Origin of the sequence: Holdemanella hominis (assembly GCF_014306155.1) — a bacterium.
Lineage (GTDB): Bacteria > Bacillota_I > Bacilli_A > Erysipelotrichales > Erysipelotrichaceae > Holdemanella > Holdemanella hominis.
On sequence record NZ_JACRWH010000035.1, the window covers coordinates 1 to 22166 of the forward strand.

Sequence of the window (22166 nt, forward strand, 5' to 3'; positions counted from 1 at the left end):
TATCAGCGCAATATGAAACCTAAATCGGCTATACCATTTAATACAAAAGCATCATAGCGCTACATTGATTATATTTCATATATGAGTCACAGGCAAATTTTTTTGAAGTGCAAAAATTTACCTTTTCGTCATACCTTAAATACCACATTTTTAACTGTAACGTAAGTAAAGGCCTGGATATAGAATTGTATCCAGGCTTAACTTAATAAGAATTTATCACTGTCACTATCCCGTTAGCTTAACTTAATGACATTGGAATTAGTCTCTGGGATTTTGTGCATATTCTTGTTTTGATTGTAAAACACGGATTGCGAATATAGATAGAATAACCAATCGAATGAGATCTAGAATCACAAAGAAGATAAATACACGAAGCGAATATTCCTGTGATTTATAGTAGTTCATAAAGGTTGGTAAATAAACTAAAATACGAATAAATTCGCCTATCATACAACATGCGATAATCTTCTTTGTCGCCTTTTGATTGTAGTACATATAGAATAATGGAATGGTCCAAATAAAAGCAGTAAAAATACACAACATAAACATGTCTTTTGTTGCAAATACTTTTTGCATATCCAAACTTGCAAATAGATTTGAAAAGATTTGTATTAGAATTGGAAATAAAATTAATTCGCCATAAATAATAATGCCTAAACGAACGGATAGTTGGGGCAAAGTCATAGGAGCTTTTTCTACTACATATTCATCTTCTTCATCTTGTTCAGTTGGTTCGAATTTTTTTTCGTATTTATCTTTGATTTTTTCATAATCTACATTCTTTGTTTGTTTAGCTACCCAATCATCGTTTTCATCGTCTAACTCGATTGTGTGATCAAAATAAATCTTGCACCAACGATTGTTTCTTAAGTATCCCCCAATTTGGCAAAGTACAATGGTTTTTAAAAGCATACAAGCAACAAGGACAAAGAATGGTAAGATGGTTGTAAGGTTTGACAACAATAATTTGATTGGAAAGTATATAATCAAAAAACTGATCGCAATATTTATCCAATATAGAATACGAAACCATTTTTTACCTGTTGAAAGAAGAAGAAATGTGATGCCATATAAAAGAATCTGTCCGATTCCTAATTTGATCAACATAGAGCGGAATGCTGGATCATCTACTTTCAAGAATTCCATGCTTGAGAAAAGATATGCCATGGCTAAAAAATAAACGCAAAGTACAAAAAAATAAAGAATAAGATGTATAGTGATTTTATGTTTTGATTTTTGGTATAGGATTAGGTTTTCTTCTTGTTTAGAATACATATATGACCTACTTTCTATTAGAAATGATTGATTCTTTTCTCTTAATACATTCTATCACAGAACGAGGAAACTAATAAAATACATTGTCAATATTTTAACAATGGATTAATATATCAAAGGAGGGATAACAAACATGGATTTAAAAACAATTCGAATTCAACGTGTGGTTGAAAAACAAAATTTGGCTTCCGTTATGAAGAGTGGATCATTGGATGTATTAGCTACACCGCAAATGATCGCATGGATGGAAGAGGCTGCATGTCTATGCCTAGAATTAGAAGAAGGTAAGACAAGCGTTGGCATCAGTATGAATGTGTCTCATGATATGGCAAGTCCATTAGGGGCAACAATCACAATTGAGGCTAAGATGGTTAATGTGGATGGTCGCAAAATTGATTATGAAGTACAAGCGTTCCAAGATGGTAAATCAATTGGAAAAGGTGTACACAGTCGTTTTGTGGTTGATGCACAAAAATTTATCGATAAAACATACCAGAAATAAAAAAAGAAACCCATGTTAATATGCATGGGTTTTAAAATCCGCTTTTGATTCTATCTATATCTTTCTTATCGCCACTAGCTAACCAAACCATATAATCCGGGTAATTTGTGTCTTTAAGTGCTTTTATTTCTTGTTTTACACCATCTGCATCTATATTGTATCCCTGAATCCATGTTCGGTATTTAGCGGGATATTTGATACTTTTTAATTGCTCGTCACTGATCTTAGTGAATGCATATAAAGTGTCGTATGGCTTTTCAATAGGATTATCAATGTTAAAGCTTCCATTTGAAAAGTGATCTAAATAAGGCATAGGACAAATGATATCAACGACATTGGCGATGGCTGGAAGAAATTGTCCAATATCTTGATCATCGCAAGCTACAATAGGCCACGCGAACATATCGGCTGCAACATAAACGCGTTTTGGGGATAATTCTTCTTTTGCGTATTGAAGAAAACTTTGGATGGCGGCTACTTTACTTTCTTTATATGTATTGTGAAAGTTTAGTTTAGAGTTTGCGCTTGCGGTTCCATCAGGAAAACGGACATAATCAAATTGAATTTCATTAAAGCCTAGATCAGCACACTCTTTGGCAAGTTCCACATTATACATCCATGCTTTTCTAGAATACGCACTAGGCCAGTATTGATCGTTGTAGACAACTAAATTGCCATTGTGGTCCGTTAATGATTCATTTGGGTTTTCCATCGCAAAAACAGCATCTTTAAAAGTAACGATACGGCTTACACAATAGAATCCCTTTTTTTTGTATTCTTTTATGATTTTTGTTAAGTTTTTTTTTGAGATCATCGCATTATTTGTTGCTTGACTAGGATTTGATAAATAATCCTTACATACATCACTCGCATATAAAACTGAGCCTTCATCATTCTTAGTTTCGACAATAATCGTATTGATGTTCTTTAACTTTTCGATGTATTTTTGATTGTTGATGAAATTGTCCATTGATACATGGACGGACTTAACATGTTTAGGCATCGAATTTTCTTTATATATTTCTTTTTTGATAGGCTTGTAGTCAATTTGTGATGTGTAGGCATCTTTAGAATATCCATCTTTGTAGTAATCATCCCAATATGTCGAATAAGATATGGCTTGATCATACTTTTTTAATGCTAATTTTCTTGATGATTCCACATATGCACCACTTAAGTAATAGGTTTTGTTTTGCTTTTTGACTTTGTACCAACGAATTTGGCCTGTGTCTTTATCCCAGTCTTTTTGATCGATGGAGACTACCTTTACTTTTTCACCTTTCTTGACAATCACTTTACTTAGTTTTCCACCTTTTTCTTCTCTTAAGTTTACCAGTCTTCGACAATAGACATAATCTAAGTGAGTAGCTTCTTCAAAACTATTTGCGAGATTTGAATTCTTAACTTTTAGTTTATCGTGATTGTATATGATAATGCTTGAATATTCTTGTTTTTGATGAACTTTTACTTTTGTACCTTTAGGAATTTTAATTTTTTCAATAACAGCTTCACCATCTTCTAAATGTGCTTTTTCTACCGTTAGCTTACTGGTATCGCATTTAATATATCGAGTAGGGTGGAGTGAGTTTGCGGCTAAGGTAAGTAAAAATAAAAATGCCACGATTAGCATTGGAAGAATGAACATTTGTTTACTTTTCATGTAATCACCAATAGAATCGTAGCATAATTCATATAATTGTCAATTTTAAAGCGCTTTTTGGGATGATTTCCATCGAATCAGACCAATGTTTAATAGAATTAGGGATAAAGCACCACAAGTATCAATGCATATGTCTGTAATCTGCGGGCTTCTTCCTGAGACAAAAGATTGATGCCATTCATCACTGCAAGCATATAGAATGCATGTGACCAAAGCGTATAGTGCAGAGTGTTTCACACCATAGCTCTTATACATATAGAATGTATTGAATCCAAGCATGGCATAAATTGTGAAATGTGCGAGTTTACGAACGATATGCATTGAGAATGGTAAAAATTGTAAAAACCAGGCACTTGTTTGTGTGGATTGTGCTGCATTTTGACTGGAAAAATAAAAGATCAGTAGCATGTTACAGATTGTAAAAATGGTAAAAATGTGTTTTTTCAATTCGAAAACTCCTTTTGTTGAATAAATAAAGCATAGTTCGCCTTCTTGTAGTCGGATTCTTTGAAATAGTGGCGAACATAAACAAAATGATAATCGAAAGCTTTGGACATGTCAAAATCATCTAAAATAATATAACTTGTCACATTGTTTTCATTAATAAATTCTTGAATAGCTTTTGTGCGTGGATTAATCAAAGTGGTAACGGATTTAACATACTTTCCTAAATCAAAGATGTCAAACATGGCCTGAAGTTGTTCTAATGAATAGACTATTCTCCATGAGCTTGTGATGATGATTTGAGCATCATATTTTTCAATGAGTTGCTTCAAAAGTTGAATACTTTCTTTTGAAAAACAATAATAAACTTGATTAACTAAATATGCGTTTAGTGTGGCAATTTTTGGGTGGTTCAATTTTTTTGCCAGGACATCTGGTAAATTGTAATCGAGACAATAGGAATTCTTTTTACGACTCGGATTGATTACTCCATCGATATCTAAAAATATACATGGTTTCATATGTGTTCCTCCTTTTATTATGATAGTCAAAATTGTACTCAAGTTCAAATGTTGGTATAATCTGTAAAAAGGATGTGTGATTATGGAAAATAAAATTGTTCTTGTGACAGGAATGTCAGGGGCCGGAAAATCAAGTGCAATGAATGCTCTAGAAGATTTGGGCTATTATTGTATGGATAATTTTCCTAAGGAATTGTTGGATAATTTAGAAGACTTACTAAGAAAAGATGAGTCTCATTATAAAAATGTAGCACTTAGTGTGAGTGCTATTGATTACCAGGCTTTTGTGAGCTACTTTGAAAATATTAACCGCGATCTTCAAATCTTGTTTTTAGATTGCAGCGATGAAGAATTGTTGTTACGTTATCGCTTTACAAGAAGACAACATCCAATGATCGTGAATCATTTGGCTACAACATTAGAAGATGCGATTGAAGTAGAACGCGATTTTTTGGATCATCTACAAGAGAATTCACAGAATACGATTCATATTGATACGACAAAATTAAGTACTTCTGCTTTGGCAAGTCGTGTTTTACACCGTTTTAAAAGTGCTCAAAGAAGCGTGTTTACAGTCACATTCCAATCTTTTGGATTTAAACATGGAGTACCATTAGATGCAGATATGGTCATTGATGTTCGTTTCTTGCCAAACCCATTTTATGATCCATTGCTTCGAGATAAAACAGGAAATCAAAAAGAAGTATATGACTATGTAATGGATAAACCAGAAACACAAGAGTTTATTGTAAAACTAAAGGATTATTGTGATTTTGTGTTCTCACAATACGAGAAACAGAACAAGTCCCATATGATTGTTGCGATTGGATGTACAGGTGGTCAACATCGCTCGGTTTCGATTTGTAACTGGTTGTATGATGAATATAAGGATACATATCGTTGTTTTAAATCGCACCGTGATATTGGAGTTGACGAAGAATGAAAAAAATAGTCGTAATTGGTGGGGGCACAGGTCTTTCAAGCATGTTAAAGGGTATGAAACGTTTGGAAGATGTTGATTTAACGGCCATTGTTACAGTAGCCGATGATGGTGGTAGTACGGGACGAATTCGTGATATATACAATATTCCTGCAGTTGGAGATATTCGACATGTTTTATGTGCTATGGCCGATGAAGAAGATGAAGGCTTTTTCTCTGATTTGCTGAATTATCGTTTTGAAGGAAGCGAAGATGTGGGTGGTCATAATTTAGGAAACTTGATTTTCTTGGCAATGATCAATACTACAGGCTCATTTATGGGAGCAATTGAATCAATTTCAAGAGTATTAAATGTGAAGGGGAATATTCTTCCTAGTACATTGGATGTTGTTACATTATATGCAATGATGAAAGATGGCACGCTGGTTCGTGGAGAAAAAAATATCCCAACAGTATACAACAGTATCGATCATGTTTTTTATCAGAAGTATGTGCATGCATATAAACCGGCTATTGAAGCTATTAAAAATGCCGATTTGATTATTTATGGAATTGGATCTTTATATACTTCAATTATGCCGAATCTAATTATTTCGGATATCTCGAAGGCTATTGAAAAGAACCCTTGTAAGAAAATCTATTTTTGTAATGCTATGTCTCAGCCTGGAGAAACAGATGGATATACGGTTCAGGATCATATTAATGCAATTGAAAAACATTCATTTAAACATCCAGTAGATTTAGTGGTGGTTAACCAGTCGATGTTACCCAAGGAAGTTTTAGACATGTATGCTTCACAAAATAGTTATCCAATTTGTATTGGAAATGAAGCAACAGACTATGCTATTATACAAAGAGATTTATTGGCGTTGGATACAAAAGGTCGTATTCGTCATAATCCAATGGCTGTCAAAGAAGTTGTAGAAGAATTGATCAAGGGGGTATAGACTTGTCCTTTACATCTGAAGTATATTTCTTGTAAAGGATACAAACTGACATATATCCGTTACGTGCTTATACAGGCTTTATATACAGTGAAAATATATGATACATACTGTCATAGACTGATATAAACCTATTTAATTGAGTAACAAATTGAGTTACAAATTTTAAATGAGTAACAAGAAAGTAACAAAAATAAGCACGAAACAACGGAGGATATAATCATGTTACAAGAAACAAAAGCAACCCAACAAAACAATAAAGAAATGGATAAAGAATCTTATGTACGTAAGATAGATGAAATGTTATCATTGATGGATTCTAACACTATTAAGCGAATATACAATTTTGTTTATAGAGTATGGATTCACCTATAAAATGAATTAAGATATAAAAAAGGCAACAGTTCAATAGTTGCCTTTTATTATGCGTTCACGTTCCTCAAGAAGAGAAGCGATTTTTCTACAATACAATTCCTGTTTTATATAATCTTGATTGAGATTGCATTTATTTAATTTTAATAGCAAAAATTCTATTTCTTTGTCTATATTGCATATGCGTTCTTGAGGTGTACGAGCCCACATATTTTATAAAGTATGCTCTGTTTTTTGTTTAATTAAATACATTAGGCTAGAATCTTCACGCTCAATTAATAAATCTAAATCAAAGGCTAGATTTCCACGCCATCCCTCATATGATTTATTTAAGATAATCGATTCATTGCTTGATGATTCATAGCTTAAATTTTTAATTTGAGCGTTTAAATCAATGATGTGTTTATATGTATCAATCAATTCCTGTTTTAAGGGCTTCAGAATGGCTTGTCGTTGCGTTTTATATTCTCGCTCCCAATCATTCAATTCGGTGTAATTTTCACGCTCTAGGCACTTATTAAGGGCGTTATATGCTTTTGTTTTCTTAGTGCCTAACTCATTTAATAAATCTTGATACACTTTTAATTTTGGCGTGTTTTCTGTTACGATTTCATATGTTTTTGCTTCTTTAGCATTTTCAATGACTTCTTTAAGTGAATCAATTTTACTTGTTAGTGATTCTACTTGTTTTGAAAGGTCATTGTATTCAATGACTGAAGGGTTATTTTTAAGAATCTCATTCATTTTACCCTCCATAGTCGTATTTAATGTTTTTAATTGTGTTTGAATATCATTCATTTTCATCATCCTCCTTTTATTCAAAATCTTTTAAATCTCTTTCTTTTGCCACGTTTGTAATCATATCTTTATTGATTGCATTTACTTCTGAAGCATTGAATTTAACCTCTGTACGCTCATTTTGTCCTAAGTATTGTTTTCCTAGCCATATAAGCATTGTAGGATTTCCTTTCATTGCTAGTTCAAATTGAGCTCTTCTCAATGAAGTTTTAAACAATATATTTTTTTGAGTGAAGTACTCGGAGAAATTGACTCCATAGGTACGTTGTACCCATTTAGACATTGTTTTGTCACTAGTATTAAAATAACGGCAAATCTCTTCTTGAGTGAATCCGAATTCTCCTGTAAGTCTTTCAAATTGCTCTTTATCAAATTGTTTTAATGGTCTAGCTATTATTGCACCTCCTTTCTAAATGCGTATACTTCATTATTTCTCATTAAGATACTGCCTGTTGTCCAATTAATTGAACCTGTATCAATACAATGGGATAAATCAATATCTTTGTTATATGCAAAGCCTTTTGCGTAGATACATGATTCATCATTATCAATTACAGATTCATCATCTAAAACTAAGGCAAAATATGCCATTTCTTTTTGTGATTCTTCATCTAATAGGTATGGAAGGTTTTGCATTTGATAATAGGTTTTGCAATCATTGATTGATTCACATAATGATACATAACCTAATCTGTTTGTTTTGATTTTTCCATCTTTTAAAATTTGTTCAGCGTTTTGTATTGATGTTCCATGATAATATGTTTTTTTCATTTCCTTATTCCTCCTAGAAACATTTAAAGTTTCTCTTCTCTTTGGAATCTCTTCTCTTCAAATTCACACTCTATTCTTATTTCTAGTCTATTCTATTCAGTTCTATTCTATTCGGCTACAAACGTTAAGAATTGTTGGGGTTTGTATCGATCGATTGCGTTCGCTTTCTTGCATTTTCTGAGTTTTGTTCGCATTTCTTTGCCCATTTAAGATAATCTCTATCAATTTGTCCCTTTAAAAACTGAAATACAAAATTTATGTTAGGGTCTGATGGTGGGGCTATTTCAATGCCATCATATAGACTTTTTCCATAAATAAGAATGTATTTTGTAAGCTTTCCTATTTGTTCGTCTGACATTAATTCAAACGAGTTAAGCCAATCAAAATAACACAACATTGAAATGCGTGCGTTTTTAGGCTTGGGAACGTCAACCATTGTTTACGCTCCTATTTAATGCTTTCTTTACTTTAGATTCTTTAGAAAGCATATTTAATGCCATTGTATGAAGATGATTTACACTAGCTACAATTTCATCCTTGTTTTTAGTGATTTTATAGCCTTTATTGCTATGGGCGATATACATATCGTTTTCTCCATTGCAAAAGGCTTCATTTTTAACTTCAATGTATTTATTCCATGACCGTTTTGGGTATGAAATGGCATATTCATTAAAGATACGCTCTTTTAGATTGGCGTATGTAATCCAATCCTTGAGATTTTCTTTAATGAATTCATTAAAATCTCCTCTTTCAATAGGAGGAGTGAGAAATGTGTTCCGTAAATGTTTCTCGTTCATTATTTTCTCCCCCTTTGCTCAACGATTTTTTTAGATTCTAAGGCTTTTAGTCTATTACATACATTTAAACCTTCATAATCATGTTGAAACTTTAAAAGCATACCTTGAGAAAACATATAAGCCCTTCCTATTTTAGTAGGCTTCAAAACTCCCACATCACATAACATAGATACATTATCGATGTTCACGTTTAAACAGGTTGCCACCTCTTCACGAGTAAGCATTTTAATATTTTGTAGTATTACATTCACGCTCCTTTGCAATTTCATTTATGATTTTATAAATGTGTTCTTTTTTTTCGCTTGGTAATTCTTTTCGTAACATTTTAGAAAAATTGCTGTCTTGCATATTTAATTTATCGGCAATTTGCCACAAACGAACGTCTTGATTTCTTGCCATCATACGAATGTCATTGTTGTTCATTGTTTTTCACCTCCTTTTTGTTCTGTTGTTGATTTTTACAACATTTACACTATAATTATATTAGCAATAATAAAGAAATAGCAATCAAGCAATTAAAGCAATTTCTATATGGAGGAAACAAACGTGTATATTAATTTGTCAAACGAATTGAAATATTTAGGTATAAAGAATAAGGAATTAGCTCAATGTTTTAGTAAAAAGAAGAGTCAAGAACAATGGCTTTCTAAAAGACTATGTCAAAATATTAAATTTAAAAATGATGAGATGGATTTGATTTTTAATTTCTTAAAAGAGAAGGGTTGCGATAAAACAAAAGAAGAGTTGTTTTTATATTCGGATAGGATACAAAACGCAAATAATAGAACGCCTTACGTTATTGATTCATTAATGAAAAGAATGAATATAACTAATATAGATTTAGGTGCAATGATTGGTGTATCTTCACAAACTATTAGTGCGTGGAGAAATGACGGAAACATAGAAATATCTGAGGCTAATTTAGAGAAACTAGCAAAAGCATTAAATTGTTCTGTTTCAGTTTTAAAGGGGTTTGATAATGATTTAGATAAGTCATTTAAGGGAGTTGATTATGAGCGTGTTGATACACTAGAACAATCTTATATGCACAATATTAAAGATTTAGTAAAGGAACTAGTCGAACTAAGAGGATATGAAATAAATGTAAAATCACCATCTTTTGATACGTTTGTGATTTGCTTGATAGATGATTTTATTGATGAAGTTTGTAATAGTAAATTATATAAAGTAAATGATGAAAAAAGAAATAAGTACCTAAACATGAAAAATTATGATTATCAAAAAGGTTTAGAGTTTTATAAGAAATTAGAAATTTTTAAACAAATAAAATATAAGGGGGAGAAGATGTATGTGATAGATGATATAAAGCAAATCAAATAAATAGAAAAAAGCCCTGTACGGCAATACAGGACTTGGGCGAGAAACATTTACGGAACACATTTCTCGCTCCTATTATATCAAATTGACAGTATGTATCAAATAAAATAGGAGGATAAAAGAATATGTTTGTTAGAAAGAGGACTTCTAAGAAGGCTAAAAAAGGATATACATGGACAGTGTATATTGATTATGAGGATTCATACGGAGTTAAGCAACGCTACACAAAAGGAGGATTTCAAGAAAAGTCTGAAGCATTGAATCATGGAATTGAAAAGCAACAGGAATTAAAACAGGGAATTGAAATTAAATTAAAGGATAAAACATTCAGTGAAGTGTATCTCGAGTATATGGATGTAGAGGGTAAATTCAAATACACCCATAACACTATGATTACGTATGATAGTATATACGTAAACCATATTAAAGATGGAATCGGCAACGCAAAAATGCGTAACTTGTCTTATAAGGCTCTTCAAGAGTATTTCAATGGTATTTGTGATGAGGGTATGGGAACTACAACAGGAATCAAAAGAATCTTTTGCGTTACGTTTAAATACGCTCTAAGAGTGGGATATATCAATAGCAATCCTATGTTGATGGTAACTGTTAGGGGTAAAGTGAATAAGCGTAAGCAAGATGATATTATTACTTTTGAGCAATTAGAAGAAATGGTGAAAATCTTATGCACTGTTGACGAAAAGAAACGCAACTATGTACCATTCACACATTATTCATTTTGTATCTTTTTGTACCTGTCTTATTTCCTTGGAACTCGTAAAGCCGAAACTCTAGCTATTACAAAACAAGATGTAGATTTTGAAAACAATACAATTTCAATTAATAAACAACTTGTATATCATGGATTCAAAAAAGAAGAGTATTATTGTACGGATAAAATGAAAACAAAATCTAGTCGTGCAATTTTACCAATGTGTGATAAACTTAAAGAGATTCTTCAGAAATGGTATAAAAAGAATCCTTATGATTTACTTTGTTGTGATGAGTATGGTGATTATATAGTACCTACTGATTGTTGTAGGCTATGTAAAGAAAGTGCCAAAAAGATAGGGATTGATTTTCACCCACATTCTTTAAGGCATACATATATTTCTAATTTGGTGTTGAGTGGGGTAGATGTAAAAACAGTGTCCGAACTTGCTAGACATTCAAACACAAGCACTACACTAGACATTTACGCTCAAACCACATTTGAAAAGAAACAAGAAGCAATAAATTGCACTTTCAACGCCTATTTAGACACAAAAAGTAACAAAAAAGTAACAAATTTAAAAGATGAAAGATTAAATTGATTGATTTAATTAAATAAATGCTATATATAAAGCCAAAATAAGCTACTTTAAGTTAGGGGGTATAGACTTGTCCTTTACATCTGAAATTAAAAAAGAAATTTGTAAAGAAGAAATCGATGCTCAAATGATGAAGGCACAATTATGTGCCCTTTTTCAAATGCGAGCAAGTTTACATATGAATTGGCAAGGCATGTATTTGTCGTTTCAAACTGAAAATGCAACAATTGCCAAACATGTTTTTCAAATCATGAAAACGTTATATGATGTCGATCCTCGTCTTTCTGTGTTGAAAAAAATGCAGTTAAAGAAAAATAACATTTATCGCATTCAAGTGTTTGATAAAGCTCAAGAAATATTGGAAGATCTTCAGATTTTAACTGATTCAGGTTTGCGTTATACACCAAGCGTAAAAATGGTTCGTTCTGAAAAGATGGCTAGAGCTTATTTGCAAGGGTGTTTTTTGGCTAGTGGCAGTATCAACTCACCAAAATCGAGTAATTATCATCTAGAAATGTCGAGTCAGGAAAAAGATTTAGCGTTAAGTGTTCAAAAATTAATGCAGCGTTTTTATTTGCCGGCAAAAGTCATCGAAAGAAAAAGTGTTTATGTGGTATATATAAAAGCTGGAGATAAAATTGCAGACTTCTTACGTTTATGTAATGCTTCGAATGCGTTGTTTGAATTTGAGGATTCTAGAATTCAAAGAGATTTCTATAATCAGATCACGCGCCTCGATAATTGTGAGGTTGCCAATGAGGTAAAGAGTTTAAAGGCTGCCAAATCGCAGTTAGAGGCTATTGAGTTTTTGGAGAGTCATGCCAAAAATATTGTGATTCCAGAAAAAATTATGCATGCGATGCAAATTCGCAAGATGTATCCGGAGGCCAATCTAAATGAATTGTGTTTAGAGTGTAAAAATGAATTTGGTGAAGATATTTCAAAATCTGGAATGAAGCATCGCTTAGCGAAAGTGAAGCAGATGGCTTCAGAATTAAAGGAGGAATTGGATGCTTAAAAAAATAGGAATTATAAGCTTATCATTCTTATTGTGTGCATGTTCCTTGGGGGTTCAATTAAAAAAGTCGATGTTCACGATTGAACTTGGAAAAGATATTTATGCCAATCCAACTTTATATTTAAAGAATGCGACTTTTTCATCTCGTTTAAAAGTTGTTTCAAAAAGTGTTGGGGTAGATAAGAAAAATAATCGCTTTATGACATCTGGAATGGATTATTTGGTTGTTGGTGAATATGACTTTGCGATTGTGGATGGGAGTAAAGAGTATCCTTTTGTGATAAAAGTTAAAGATACAACGGCTCCAGTATGTGCAAGTGAAGTGGGTCAAATCACAATTGGGGTTGGACAGAATATTGATTGGAATTCCTATTTTCATGCAACAGATCTATCGGGAGTTACTTTTGAAGCTAATGTTGATACGTCCACTGCATCAACACAGGATGTACAAGTAAAAATCAGTGATCGTTTTGGAAATTCAGTCACGAAAAATGTAAGTGTGGTCGTTCAATAATGAAAAAGGCAGATAAAATTCTGATAGTATGCATTATGATCGTAGCGGTAGTACTATGTGTTCCTTTATTTTTTAGTGAAAATGAAAATGTGTATGCGAGTGTATATGTTAAGGAAAAACAAGTTTTACGTATAGATTTATCAAAAGATAAAACGTATGTCGTAAATGGAAAGCTTGGAAAAGTGCATATTGAGGTTAAACAGAAAAAAGTGCGTGTTACACAAGAAAAGAGTCCACATCATTATTGTTCGAAACAAGGTTATGTTTCGGATGCCAATGTTCCCATTGTATGTTTGCCCAATGAGACAGTGGTAAAAATTGAAAAAGAAGCCAGTCAGGATACGGTGATACAATGAGGGTCAAGAAAAGTGTAATTTTAGCTTTCTTGGTCGCGGTCGGTATTTTGTTGCAGCTTTTAGAAAGCTTTATAGGTATATTTATGATTGTTCCTGGATATAAGATTGGCTTGGCAAATATTGCTGGCTTATTTGCACTTTATATGTATGATGAAAAATCATTGGCTTATGTATCGTTGCTTCGTATCATTTTGTCAAGCTTAATGCAGGGAATGTTATTTTCTGTTTCGTTTTGGCTTTCGTTAAGCGGTGGTATTTTGGCTTGTATTGCGATGATCTTAGCGTATCGAAGTAAGGTGTTTTCGATTTATGGCGTAAGTATACTTGGAGCTAGCTTTCATAATATAGGACAAGTAATCGCAATTACTTGGATTTACCAACAGTATTTTATGCAGTTGTTTTTACCAATTCTTTTGGCATTGTCCATTGTGAGTGGTATATTAATAGCAGTAGTATGTAGAAAGGTTTTAGACCGATTAAATGGAGGAAATTATGGAAAAATATAGTTATACACCAAAGGGTGTTTGTAGTCGTCAATTCAATTTTGAAATTGAAGATGGAATTCTTAAGAGTTTTGAGGCCATTGGTGGATGCAATGGAAATTTAAAGGGAATTGGATGTTTATTGAAGGGAAGAAGTGTAGATGAAGTTATCGATACTTTGACTGGAGTAACATGTGGAAATAAGCCAACATCTTGTCCAGATCAAATCGCATGTGCGCTTAAGGCATATCGTGGCTGATCATTTTCTTGGGGCTTTAAAAGAAATTGAAAGACGTGCTCAAAATAACATTCTTGTATTTTCAGATGTATTAACAGAACGTTTAGAAGTCATTGCACAAAATATGGTTGGAAAATCAATTTCGGATAATGATTATTTAAAGTTGTTGGAATTGTATTATAAAAAGTTTTCGAAAGATGAAAATAAGCAGGCCATGTTGTTTTGTCTTTTAAGAATGCAGGAAGTTGTATTTTATAAAGAACATAAAGAGAATCAGGATGATTTAAGTAAGATGGAATTTAATGAGGAATATGATTCTATCACGAAAGCTTTTCTATCTAGAAAAAGAGATTATTATCAGATTACACTGAAAAATATATTTCAACGATTTATCTTATTAGACACACTTGCGTATATTGTGTTTTTACTTGTGTTTGTTCTTTTGATTCACATTTCTTTTAGGGTTTCATTTGTTTTACTAGTAATTTTGTGGGCGCTTGTATTGTATTTCGCGAAAAAGAAGGGTGTTCCTTATTTTTATAATTCAAGAATTCAAACACTTCTTCAAGATGTGGATTCAACGTTGTTGCAGGTGGATCAAGCCATTTTCTAAAGTCGAGTAATCGACTTTTTTGTTTTTTAAATTTTTTCACAAGTTAACTTGTTAAATATATCACAAATATGATATTATTAATGCGTGGGGTGATAAAATGCAGAATAGAAATGTACCCAAAGCAACTTTACAGAGGTATCCGGTATATTTAAAAGCTTTACGTAAACTTCAAAAAAATGGCGTTGAACGAATTATGTCCAAAGAATTATCGAGCTTTGTAGATATTGAACCTACAACAATTCGTCGTGATTTCTCCTTTTTAGGGAATCTTGGAAAACAAGGTTACGGATACGATGTGGATAAACTGATTGAAATATTTAATAGTCAGTTAGGCGTTGATTTTGATGAAAAAATAATTTTAGTTGGTGCTGGTAACTTAGGTCGTGCGTTAATGAATTATAATAAATGGGATTATGTTGTTGGTGAAATCGCATGTGCATTTGATGTGGATCCAGCTAAGTGTGGAACACAATTTGGTGTCGAAGTATATCCGATGTCGGAGTTAGATACGAAGATTCCTGAAGGATGTCGTATTGCGATTTTAACAATTTCACATGATGTACAAGAAACAGTAGATAAATTAGTACAGTGTGGAATTAATGGTATCGTTGATTTTACGCATCAACATTTTTTAGTCCCAAAAGGGGTTGTCATTAAAAGTATTGATGTGGTATCATCAATACAAGAATTGGTATTTATTACAAATTCATTAGAAACAAAGACGCAGAAATAGAAGTCGTCCAAAACGAACATGTAAAGAGAGTCTTGTTAGGTGAAAATAGACAGTGCAAGTTTGGATTGATAACACCTGTGGAGTCGTACTGGAGAAATTAAGTAGACAGTAACGTGTGGAATGCGTTAAATTCCAATTGAGTGCATACATACGTGTGATGAAACAGGATGGTACCGCGGTAATAATCGTTCCTTTTAATTAAGGAACTTTTTTTATTTTGAAGGGAGAAACTATGTTAGTAAAAAAATTAAAAGAAACATTTGAACAGTACGATGGACAAAGTATTACTTTGCAGGGATGGGTTCGTACAAATCGTAATTCAAAGGCAGTTGGATTTATTGCGTTGAATGATGGAACAACTTTTTCGAATGTGCAGGTTGTATATGCGGATAGCTTAGAAAACTTTGATGAAGTATCAAAAATTACAACAGGTTCAGCTATGGAAGTAACAGGAAAACTTGTATGTACTCCAGATGCAAAACAGCTATTTGAAATTCAAGCCGAAAGTATTAGTGTTTTAGGATTATGTGATCACGATTATCCATTGCAGAAAAAACGTCACAGTTTTGAATTTATGCGTGAAATTCCTCATGTACGTCCTCGTGCAAATACATACTATGCTATGTTTAGATTAAGAAGTGTATTAAGTATGGCAATTCACACATTCTTCCAGGATCGCGGATTCGTATATGTACATACACCAGAAATCACTGGTAATGATGCAGAAGGTGCTGGTGAATGTTTTACAGTTACAACTCGTGAAGATGCAAAATATGACAAGGATTTCTTTGGTAAACATGCTCAACTTACAGTATCTGGACAATTGCATGTTGAACCATTCGCATTAACATATCGCAATGTTTATACTTTTGGTCCAACTTTCCGTGCAGAAAATTCAAATACAACTCGTCACGCTTCTGAATTCTGGATGATTGAACCAGAACTTGCGTTTGCGGATTTAGCCGATAACATGGATTGTATTGAAGAAATGATCAAATATTGTATCAACTATTGTTTAGAACATGCTAAAGAAGAAATGGAATTCTTTGCATCAATGATCGATAAAGAATGTATTAAACGTGTGACTCATGTTGCAAACTCTAACTTTGAAAGAATGACTTATACAAAGGCTATTGAATATTTGGAAAAAGCAAAAGATCAATTTGAAAACCAGGATATTTTCTGGGGTATGGATCTTCAGAGTGAACATGAGCGTTATATTTGCGAAAAAGTCGTAAATGGTCCTGTTTTCTTAACAGATTATCCAAAGGATATTAAAGCATTCTATATGCGTGTCAATGATGACAACAAGACAGTTGCAGCATGTGACTTATTAGTTCCTTATGTTGGAGAATTAGTTGGTGGTTCTCAACGTGAAGAGCGTTATGATGTGTTAGTGAATCGCATGAAAGAAATTGGAATGGAACAAGAGACATTACAATGGTATTTAGATTTACGTCGCTTTGGAGGATGCAAGCACTCAGGATTTGGTCTTGGGTTTGACCGTATGTTGATGTATTTAAGTGGTGTTGCGAATATTCGTGATGTTCAGCCATATCCACGTACACCTAGAAATTTAATTTTCTAATGAATTAAACAGGTATCTCGTTGATACCTGTTTTTTTGTGTGATATAAATAAGGGGTATGAAAAAAGTAAGAGTAGTTAATAATAAAAATTTAAGCACGATGATCGTCGGGGTTGTTACTATCGCTATTGTGGTTGTCTGTGTTTTTTTATATGTATCAAGACCAACTGAAATAGATAAGTTGTCACAATCTTATTTGGATACAGTGGATGTTGAAAAGCTGCGAAAAAAGGTGGAGACAAGTTTTGATGGGTCTTATCGACTCAGTGATTATTTAGTTTATGGGGAGACGTTGTCTTTGTATAAAGATGAGTATGGTACAAAGAAAATGGATAAAATGCAAGGCAATAACATTGTTCTAAGAAATGTTATGAATGATGCCATTACAAGTTTTACATTTAATGGAAAAGTGGATTCAGGTATTGATTTAGGTTCTTTAAAAGAAGGAATTTATGAACTATATACATATGATCATTATGAAAAGGAGCGTATCTATTTTGACGATGCATTTAAGGCAAAGACAATCACGACAATGCGTCGCAATAAAAAGGTGAAAGATATTACGTTTGTGGCAGATAAAGAGGCATTAAAAGAGTATGATATTCATTTAAAGAAAAATTATACGTTTATTATTGTCACTAAGCATATCCCAAAATCCAATGTATATGATGTAGTGATCGATCCATGTGGAAATGCGATGAATTACATCTCGAATACAGTAGATTATGGTGCAAGTACATCAATTTTAGATGAACCAACTTCTTCCATGGAATTTGCGAAAAAATTAAAAAAAGAATTAGAAGAAAAGGGATTAAAGGTAAAAATCTTGCGTAAAGAAAACGAAACGCCTGGATATTATGGTGCAGATGGTCGTCCGGCTCGTGGTTATAAGGCAAAGGCTAAATTATATATTGCCTTGGGTGCAAGCTATGATGAAAATGTAGATGCGCCTTATATGATGGCAAGTCCATATACAAATAGTGGGTTGGCTAATACAATCTCATATTATATGGATCAAAGTGGCTTGACATTGTATGCGGCTAGAACGAACAGTACGCAGGAAAATGGAGTTTTATATGATTCATTTGCCGAAGATGAAAAGGGTGAAGTAAAAAAATATGAACTTTACCCACAATTAAGAGAAACTGGTGGAAGAGCAACATACACTGGTGTTTATGGTGATGAAATGAGAAATGCAAAATATAAAGATGTCTTTGGGATGTATGGATTATACTTTTCATATGCGAGCGCAATGAATTCTCAAAGTGTTGCTTATTTTAACGACAATACGGATGCGATAGCGAAAACTTTGGTGAAAGGTATTGTTAGATATTTTGAAATTTAGGGTGATAGTATGAAGTTACAATTAAGTAATATACAAAAGTCATTTGGAGCAAAAACAGTTTTGGCAGGTGCTAACTTTCAAGTGCGTGATAATGAAAAGATTGCGTTGGTTGGTCGTAATGGCTGTGGAAAAACAACATTGATGAAAACTATATGTGGACTGGAACACTATGATTCGGGTTCTCGTATGGTTTTAAATGGTACAAATGTTGGGTATTTGGCACAGATTACTTTTGTGGACGAAGAAAAGACAGTGTATGAAGAACTTTTAACGGCTTTTGACAAGGTTCGAGAATTGGAAAAGCAGTTAAATGCTCAGGCAGAAGTACTTAAAACGGATTCAAGTGAGAAGCAACTTGAAAAGTATGATGCATTGCAGACACGTTTTGAGGCATTGAATGGATATCAATACGAGGTGGAATTAAAGAATGTGTTTTTTCATTTTCAGTTTGATGAAAGTGATTTAAATAAAAAATTGTGTGAATTTAGTTCTGGACAAAAAACGAGAATTGCGCTGGTTAAACTGTTATTGACAAAACCAGATATCTTATTATTGGATGAACCGACAAACCATTTGGATATTGCAGCTATTGAATGGCTTGAAAATTATGTGAAGCATTATCCTTTCGCGGTTGTTTTAGTGAGTCACGACCGAATGTTCTTGGATCATGTTGTAGATGAAATCGTGGAAATTGAGTTTGGTAAAACTCAAAGATATGTGGGGGATTACTCGCATTATTTGAAGGCAAAAGATGAATATCTAAAAAAGAATCATGAAGCGTATATTCGTCAGCAACAAGAGATTCATCGTTTAGAAGATTTGATTGAAAAATTCCGCTATAAAAAGAATAAGGCCGCTTTTGCTAAGAGTAAGCAGAAATATTTAGATCGCATGGATAGAATTGAAGATAGTACTTCAGATACAAGTCAGATGAAGGCTGTGTTTACTTGCGCAAGAAAAGGTGGTAAGCAGGTTCTTGAAGTGGAAGATTTACAGGTTGGTTATGATAAAGTGCTGTCTGATGTTTCTTTTCAATTATTGCAAGGACAAAGAATGGCTATCGTTGGTCCTAATGGAATAGGTAAATCAACTTTGATCAGGACTTTGGTGAAAGAACTGCCTGCGATATCAGGTAGCTTTAAATTTGGCCATCAAATTGATGTAGGGTATTTCAATCAGGAAAGTGCTCAGATGAAGTCGAATAAGAATGTATTGGATGAATTGTGGGATATGGATCCGGATGCAACACAAACACAGATTCGTAATACGTTAGCAAGTTTCCTTTTTACACAGGATGAAGTTTTTAAAGAAGTGAATGATTTGTCGGGTGGAGAAAGAGTTCGATTGGCTTTGGCAAAATTAATGTTAGAGCATGATAATGTTTTATTATTGGATGAACCTACAAACCACTTAGATATTCCGGCGAAAGAAGCTTTGGAATCCGCTTTAGAAAAATATGATGGAACGATTCTATTTGTATCGCATGACCGTATGTTTTTAAAAAAGATGGCTACACGTGTACTAGAAATGGGTTCAATCAGTAAAGTGTATGATTTGAATTACGAAGAGTACTTAGAAAAAAAGGCAAGTAATGAACTTGTGGAATCGGTTGCCAAGGTCGAAAAAGAAGCGAAGCCACAAACGGTATCTTTCACGGATTTAAAAGCAATTAAGAATCGTGTCGCAAAACTAGAAGTGCTTTTAGAGGAAGCAGAACAAGATTTAGAGGCAATGCGAGAATTGAGATATGAACCAGAATATTACCAAGATTATCGTAAGATGGAAGAGTTAGATGCGAAAATAGATGATAAACACAACGAAATTGCTGCATTGATGCAAGAGTGGGAAGAAAAAATGGCTATGTTGGAATAGAGTGTCAATTCGGCACTCTTTTTTGAAAAAATAGTTGCATTTAAAAATATGCTGTGGTAATATAAATGGGCACTGATAAATGGACTCTTAGCTCAGCTGGCAGAGCAACTGACTCTTAATCAGTGGGTCTGGGGTTCGAATCCCCAAGAGTCCACCATTTATGTGTTTAAGTCGATTTACTCGGCTTTATTTTTTTGAAAAAAGATATTGAATAAACCATATGTGTGTGGTATTATCAATGAGTAAAAGAAATGGAAAGATAGAAGCACCCCTTCTCACCTGATGTCTAAGAGACATAGGTTCACGGCCAATTCAGTTTGAATTCGTTTAAAAAGAGTGATGGGTGTGGAATGCACCCATTTTCTTTTTGGAAAAATGAAGAAGGATGGTGTCGAATATCAATAATAGAAAAGTTGCCCCAAATAATGTAAACGATGATTTGTTTAACGAAAAGATTCCGTTTAGAGAAGTTCTTGTCATCAATGCGGATGGAGAACAATTGGGAGTTATGTCAAAAAAAGAAGCATTGGACATTGCATACAAACAAAATTTAGATTTGTTGTGTGTAGCACCCAAGGCGCGTCCGGCCGTGTGTAAAGTTTTAGACTATGGTCGTTATCATTTCGAACAACAGAAAAAAGCAAAAGAAGCTAAGCGTAAGCAACATGTTGTTGAAGTTAAATCTTTGCGTTTATCGCCGATTATCGATACACACGATTTTGAAACAAAAGTTCGTCAGACGTCAAAATGGATCGAAGCGGGTATGAAAGTAAAGATTGATATGCGATTCCGTGGTCGTTTGATCACTCGCTTGGAAGTTGGTCGTAAGATCATGAATGACTTCATCGAAGCTATGGATGAAGTAGCTATCGTTGAGAAAAAACCTTCAATGGAAGGTAATACGATGTCAACAGTGTTGGCACCTAAAAAGAAGTAAGGAGGACTAGACTATGCCTAAAATGAAGAGTCACAGAGGATTAGCAAAACGTGTAAAAAAGACAGGTTCTGGAAAATTAAAGAGATCTCACGCTTATACATCTCACCGTTTCCATGGAAAGACTAAGAAACAACGTCGTCACTTAGCTAAACCAGGTACTGTACATGCTACAGATTACAAACGTATTAAGGAAATGTTAGTTAAGTAATTAAGGAGGATATAAAGAATGGCAAGAGTTAAAGGTGGAACAGTTTCACGCGCTCGTAGAAAAAAAGTGTTGAAACTTGCCAAAGGATACTTTGGATCAAAACATACATTATACAAAACTGCAAATGAGCAGGTAATGCATTCATTCAGATATGCATACAACGACCGTCGTAAGTTAAAAGGAAACATGCGTAAAATCTGGATTACACGTATTAATGCAGCTGCACGTATGAATGACTTATCATACTCTCGTTTAATGCACGGATTAAAATTAGCTAATATTGCGATCAACCGTAAAATGTTAAGTGAAATGGCTATTCACGATGCTGAAGGCTTCACTAAACTTTGCGAAGAAGCAAAAGCAGCTTTAAATGCATAATTAAACTGTCGTATGACAGTTTTTTTTGTATATTAAGATTTTGGTTTCGGAACAGGGAAATGCGGTATGTGAAAAACTGTCGAATTGTCACAAATTGTTGATTATGAGGAACGACAAAAAGGACTATCGTAATAGCCAACATTTTGCATTTGCCTTTTAGTTGCTGAATTATTTTTTTACAATCATCTTATGATCACATTCAGGGCAGTGCAT

General features: G+C 33.4%; 30 protein-coding genes and 1 tRNA gene. 20 read left to right on the forward strand and 11 right to left on the reverse strand.

All coding sequences use genetic code 11. The features are described from left to right. Positions 1-258: 258 nt before the first annotated feature. Positions 259-1275 (reverse strand): hypothetical protein, encoded by a 1017-nt coding sequence (locus H8911_RS08205; RefSeq protein WP_222620994.1) that lies wholly within the window; start codon positions 1273-1275, stop codon positions 259-261. 133 nt (positions 1276-1408) lie between these two features. Between H8911_RS08205 and H8911_RS08210 the strand changes: the two genes are divergently transcribed. Next, positions 1409-1777: a thioesterase family protein gene (locus tag H8911_RS08210; RefSeq protein WP_186999309.1), complete on the forward strand. Its 369-nt coding sequence runs from the start codon at positions 1409-1411 to the stop codon at positions 1775-1777. 31 nt (positions 1778-1808) lie between these two features. On the opposite strand, the gene H8911_RS08215 is transcribed toward H8911_RS08210, so the two are convergent. The 3 genes from H8911_RS08215 to H8911_RS08225 are packed head-to-tail and all read right to left on the reverse strand — an operon-like array spanning position 1809 to position 4402. Next, positions 1809-3437, reverse strand: coding sequence for a putative glycoside hydrolase (locus H8911_RS08215; protein WP_186999310.1), 1629 nt, complete (start codon positions 3435-3437; stop codon positions 1809-1811). Positions 3438-3482: 45 nt separating this feature from the next. Then, the gene (locus tag H8911_RS08220) at positions 3483-3884 is read right to left on the reverse strand and encodes a VanZ family protein (RefSeq protein WP_186999311.1); all 402 of its coding nucleotides are present in this window, start codon (positions 3882-3884) and stop codon (positions 3483-3485) included. Next, a complete protein-coding gene (locus H8911_RS08225; protein WP_186999312.1) occupies positions 3881-4402 on the reverse strand; it encodes an HAD domain-containing protein in 522 nt (173 codons plus the stop codon). The genes H8911_RS08220 and H8911_RS08225 overlap by 4 nt, the downstream gene beginning before the upstream one ends. A gap of 82 nt (positions 4403-4484) precedes the next feature. Between H8911_RS08225 and rapZ the strand changes: the two genes are divergently transcribed. The 3 genes from rapZ (at position 4485) to H8911_RS08240 (ending at position 6661) form a co-directional block, all read left to right on the forward strand. Beyond that, positions 4485-5345, forward strand: coding sequence for an RNase adapter RapZ (gene rapZ, locus H8911_RS08230; RefSeq protein ID WP_186999313.1), 861 nt, complete (start codon positions 4485-4487; stop codon positions 5343-5345). After that, on the forward strand, positions 5342-6289 hold the full coding sequence (locus H8911_RS08235; protein WP_117926531.1) for a gluconeogenesis factor YvcK family protein: 948 nt from the start codon (positions 5342-5344) through the stop codon (positions 6287-6289). The genes rapZ and H8911_RS08235 overlap by 4 nt, the downstream gene beginning before the upstream one ends. 219 nt (positions 6290-6508) lie before the next feature. Then, positions 6509-6661 (forward strand): hypothetical protein, encoded by a 153-nt coding sequence (locus tag H8911_RS08240; RefSeq protein WP_186999314.1) that lies wholly within the window; start codon positions 6509-6511, stop codon positions 6659-6661. A gap of 210 nt (positions 6662-6871) precedes the next feature. Here H8911_RS08240 and H8911_RS08245 read toward each other — a convergent pair whose 3' ends face one another. From H8911_RS08245 to H8911_RS08275, 7 genes are all read right to left on the reverse strand, one after another. Beyond that, the gene (locus H8911_RS08245; RefSeq protein WP_186999315.1) at positions 6872-7456 is read right to left on the reverse strand and encodes a hypothetical protein; all 585 of its coding nucleotides are present in this window, start codon (positions 7454-7456) and stop codon (positions 6872-6874) included. Positions 7457-7472: 16 nt separating this feature from the next. Further along, positions 7473-7739 (reverse strand): hypothetical protein, encoded by a 267-nt coding sequence (locus H8911_RS08250; RefSeq protein ID WP_118356959.1) that lies wholly within the window; start codon positions 7737-7739, stop codon positions 7473-7475. Between the two features lie 110 nt (positions 7740-7849). Then, on the reverse strand, positions 7850-8227 hold the full coding sequence (locus H8911_RS08255) for a hypothetical protein (protein ID WP_186999317.1): 378 nt from the start codon (positions 8225-8227) through the stop codon (positions 7850-7852). Between the two features lie 124 nt (positions 8228-8351). Then, positions 8352-8663 carry a DUF6291 domain-containing protein gene (locus tag H8911_RS08260; protein ID WP_186999318.1) on the reverse strand — a complete coding sequence of 104 codons (312 nt, stop codon included), beginning with the start codon at positions 8661-8663 and terminating at the stop codon, positions 8352-8354. Then, positions 8656-9024 carry a hypothetical protein gene (locus H8911_RS08265; protein ID WP_186999319.1) on the reverse strand — a complete coding sequence of 123 codons (369 nt, stop codon included), beginning with the start codon at positions 9022-9024 and terminating at the stop codon, positions 8656-8658. Before H8911_RS08265 ends, H8911_RS08260 begins: the two co-directional genes overlap by 8 nt. After that, on the reverse strand, positions 9024-9248 hold the full coding sequence (locus H8911_RS08270) for a helix-turn-helix domain-containing protein (RefSeq protein WP_255466338.1): 225 nt from the start codon (positions 9246-9248) through the stop codon (positions 9024-9026). The genes H8911_RS08265 and H8911_RS08270 overlap by 1 nt, the downstream gene beginning before the upstream one ends. A gap of 1 nt (position 9249) precedes the next feature. Beyond that, positions 9250-9447 (reverse strand): hypothetical protein, encoded by a 198-nt coding sequence (locus H8911_RS08275; RefSeq protein WP_186999321.1) that lies wholly within the window; start codon positions 9445-9447, stop codon positions 9250-9252. Positions 9448-9570: 123 nt separating this feature from the next. Here H8911_RS08275 and H8911_RS08280 point away from each other — a divergent pair, with 123 nt between their 5' ends. The 16 genes from H8911_RS08280 to rplT all read left to right on the forward strand — a co-directional run bounded on the left by H8911_RS08280 (position 9571) and on the right by rplT (position 21953). Next, on the forward strand, positions 9571-10365 hold the full coding sequence (locus H8911_RS08280) for a helix-turn-helix domain-containing protein (RefSeq protein ID WP_186999322.1): 795 nt from the start codon (positions 9571-9573) through the stop codon (positions 10363-10365). Positions 10366-10487: 122 nt separating this feature from the next. Continuing rightward, positions 10488-11675, forward strand: a complete 1188-nt coding sequence (locus H8911_RS08285; RefSeq protein ID WP_186999323.1) for a site-specific integrase — start codon at positions 10488-10490, stop codon at positions 11673-11675. 67 nt (positions 11676-11742) lie between these two features. After that, a complete protein-coding gene (whiA, locus tag H8911_RS08290; RefSeq protein ID WP_117926532.1) occupies positions 11743-12690 on the forward strand; it encodes a DNA-binding protein WhiA in 948 nt (315 codons plus the stop codon). After that, positions 12683-13204 (forward strand): hypothetical protein, encoded by a 522-nt coding sequence (locus H8911_RS08295; RefSeq protein WP_117926533.1) that lies wholly within the window; start codon positions 12683-12685, stop codon positions 13202-13204. The genes whiA and H8911_RS08295 overlap by 8 nt, the downstream gene beginning before the upstream one ends. Then, positions 13204-13560, forward strand: coding sequence for a NusG domain II-containing protein (locus H8911_RS08300; protein ID WP_117926534.1), 357 nt, complete (start codon positions 13204-13206; stop codon positions 13558-13560). The genes H8911_RS08295 and H8911_RS08300 overlap by 1 nt, the downstream gene beginning before the upstream one ends. Further along, positions 13557-14066 carry a Gx transporter family protein gene (locus H8911_RS08305; protein ID WP_117926535.1) on the forward strand — a complete coding sequence of 170 codons (510 nt, stop codon included), beginning with the start codon at positions 13557-13559 and terminating at the stop codon, positions 14064-14066. Before H8911_RS08300 ends, H8911_RS08305 begins: the two co-directional genes overlap by 4 nt. Then, complete coding sequence (locus H8911_RS08310) at positions 14053-14301, forward strand: TIGR03905 family TSCPD domain-containing protein (protein ID WP_199593316.1); 249 nt, start codon at positions 14053-14055, stop codon at positions 14299-14301. Before H8911_RS08305 ends, H8911_RS08310 begins: the two co-directional genes overlap by 14 nt. After that, positions 14294-14893 (forward strand): hypothetical protein, encoded by a 600-nt coding sequence (locus H8911_RS08315; RefSeq protein ID WP_117926537.1) that lies wholly within the window; start codon positions 14294-14296, stop codon positions 14891-14893. The genes H8911_RS08310 and H8911_RS08315 overlap by 8 nt, the downstream gene beginning before the upstream one ends. A 97-nt stretch (positions 14894-14990) precedes the next feature. Next, on the forward strand, positions 14991-15626 hold the full coding sequence (locus tag H8911_RS08320) for a redox-sensing transcriptional repressor Rex (RefSeq protein WP_117926538.1): 636 nt from the start codon (positions 14991-14993) through the stop codon (positions 15624-15626). 232 nt (positions 15627-15858) lie between these two features. Continuing rightward, positions 15859-17214, forward strand: a complete 1356-nt coding sequence (gene asnS / locus H8911_RS08325; RefSeq protein WP_186999324.1) for an asparagine--tRNA ligase — start codon at positions 15859-15861, stop codon at positions 17212-17214. A gap of 57 nt (positions 17215-17271) precedes the next feature. After that, a complete protein-coding gene (locus H8911_RS08330; protein ID WP_186999325.1) occupies positions 17272-18558 on the forward strand; it encodes a hypothetical protein in 1287 nt (428 codons plus the stop codon). Positions 18559-18567: 9 nt separating this feature from the next. Then, positions 18568-20430 (forward strand): ABC-F family ATP-binding cassette domain-containing protein, encoded by a 1863-nt coding sequence (locus tag H8911_RS08335; RefSeq protein WP_117926785.1) that lies wholly within the window; start codon positions 18568-18570, stop codon positions 20428-20430. Positions 20431-20511: 81 nt separating this feature from the next. Then, positions 20512-20587: transfer RNA gene (locus H8911_RS08340), tRNA-Lys, on the forward strand. A gap of 228 nt (positions 20588-20815) precedes the next feature. Then, positions 20816-21367: a translation initiation factor IF-3 gene (gene infC / locus H8911_RS08345; protein ID WP_117926784.1), complete on the forward strand. Its 552-nt coding sequence runs from the start codon at positions 20816-20818 to the stop codon at positions 21365-21367. A 13-nt stretch (positions 21368-21380) separates the two neighbouring features. Next, entirely contained in the window at positions 21381-21575 is a 195-nt protein-coding gene (gene rpmI / locus H8911_RS08350; RefSeq protein ID WP_003865815.1) for a 50S ribosomal protein L35, read from the forward strand. Between the two features lie 18 nt (positions 21576-21593). Next, positions 21594-21953, forward strand: a complete 360-nt coding sequence (gene rplT / locus H8911_RS08355) for a 50S ribosomal protein L20 (RefSeq protein WP_003865814.1) — start codon at positions 21594-21596, stop codon at positions 21951-21953. Positions 21954-22166: the final 213 nt, after the last annotated feature.

Excerpts from the sequence above, each read along its gene's own strand:
- H8911_RS08210 (WP_186999309.1), top strand. The coding sequence starts at position 1,409 with ATGGATTTAAAAACAATTCGAATTCAACGTGTGGTTGAAAAACAAAAT.
- asnS (WP_186999324.1), top strand. The coding sequence starts at position 15,859 with ATGTTAGTAAAAAAATTAAAAGAAACATTTGAACAGTACGATGGACAA.
- H8911_RS08240 (WP_186999314.1), top strand. The coding sequence starts at position 6,509 with ATGTTACAAGAAACAAAAGCAACCCAACAAAACAATAAAGAAATGGAT.
- H8911_RS08275 (WP_186999321.1), bottom strand. The coding sequence starts at position 9,447 with ATGAACAACAATGACATTCGTATGATGGCAAGAAATCAAGACGTTCGT.
- H8911_RS08300 (WP_117926534.1), top strand. The coding sequence starts at position 13,204 with ATGAAAAAGGCAGATAAAATTCTGATAGTATGCATTATGATCGTAGCG.
- infC (WP_117926784.1), top strand. The coding sequence starts at position 20,816 with ATGGTGTCGAATATCAATAATAGAAAAGTTGCCCCAAATAATGTAAAC.
- rpmI (WP_003865815.1), top strand. The coding sequence starts at position 21,381 with ATGCCTAAAATGAAGAGTCACAGAGGATTAGCAAAACGTGTAAAAAAG.
- H8911_RS08285 (WP_186999323.1), top strand. The coding sequence starts at position 10,488 with ATGTTTGTTAGAAAGAGGACTTCTAAGAAGGCTAAAAAAGGATATACA.
- H8911_RS08330 (WP_186999325.1), top strand. The coding sequence starts at position 17,272 with ATGAAAAAAGTAAGAGTAGTTAATAATAAAAATTTAAGCACGATGATC.
- H8911_RS08205 (WP_222620994.1), bottom strand. The coding sequence starts at position 1,275 with ATGTATTCTAAACAAGAAGAAAACCTAATCCTATACCAAAAATCAAAA.
- H8911_RS08225 (WP_186999312.1), bottom strand. The coding sequence starts at position 4,402 with ATGAAACCATGTATATTTTTAGATATCGATGGAGTAATCAATCCGAGT.
- H8911_RS08295 (WP_117926533.1), top strand. The coding sequence starts at position 12,683 with ATGCTTAAAAAAATAGGAATTATAAGCTTATCATTCTTATTGTGTGCA.
- H8911_RS08235 (WP_117926531.1), top strand. The coding sequence starts at position 5,342 with ATGAAAAAAATAGTCGTAATTGGTGGGGGCACAGGTCTTTCAAGCATG.
- H8911_RS08270 (WP_255466338.1), bottom strand. The coding sequence starts at position 9,248 with ATGCTTACTCGTGAAGAGGTGGCAACCTGTTTAAACGTGAACATCGAT.
- H8911_RS08215 (WP_186999310.1), bottom strand. The coding sequence starts at position 3,437 with ATGAAAAGTAAACAAATGTTCATTCTTCCAATGCTAATCGTGGCATTT.
- H8911_RS08265 (WP_186999319.1), bottom strand. The coding sequence starts at position 9,024 with ATGAACGAGAAACATTTACGGAACACATTTCTCACTCCTCCTATTGAA.
- H8911_RS08320 (WP_117926538.1), top strand. The coding sequence starts at position 14,991 with ATGCAGAATAGAAATGTACCCAAAGCAACTTTACAGAGGTATCCGGTA.
- H8911_RS08255 (WP_186999317.1), bottom strand. The coding sequence starts at position 8,227 with ATGAAAAAAACATATTATCATGGAACATCAATACAAAACGCTGAACAA.
- H8911_RS08245 (WP_186999315.1), bottom strand. The coding sequence starts at position 7,456 with ATGAATGATATTCAAACACAATTAAAAACATTAAATACGACTATGGAG.
- H8911_RS08305 (WP_117926535.1), top strand. The coding sequence starts at position 13,557 with ATGAGGGTCAAGAAAAGTGTAATTTTAGCTTTCTTGGTCGCGGTCGGT.
- rplT (WP_003865814.1), top strand. The coding sequence starts at position 21,594 with ATGGCAAGAGTTAAAGGTGGAACAGTTTCACGCGCTCGTAGAAAAAAA.
- rapZ (WP_186999313.1), top strand. The coding sequence starts at position 4,485 with ATGGAAAATAAAATTGTTCTTGTGACAGGAATGTCAGGGGCCGGAAAA.
- H8911_RS08335 (WP_117926785.1), top strand. The coding sequence starts at position 18,568 with ATGAAGTTACAATTAAGTAATATACAAAAGTCATTTGGAGCAAAAACA.
- H8911_RS08310 (WP_199593316.1), top strand. The coding sequence starts at position 14,053 with ATGGAAAAATATAGTTATACACCAAAGGGTGTTTGTAGTCGTCAATTC.
- H8911_RS08260 (WP_186999318.1), bottom strand. The coding sequence starts at position 8,663 with ATGGTTGACGTTCCCAAGCCTAAAAACGCACGCATTTCAATGTTGTGT.
- H8911_RS08250 (WP_118356959.1), bottom strand. The coding sequence starts at position 7,739 with ATGTCTAAATGGGTACAACGTACCTATGGAGTCAATTTCTCCGAGTAC.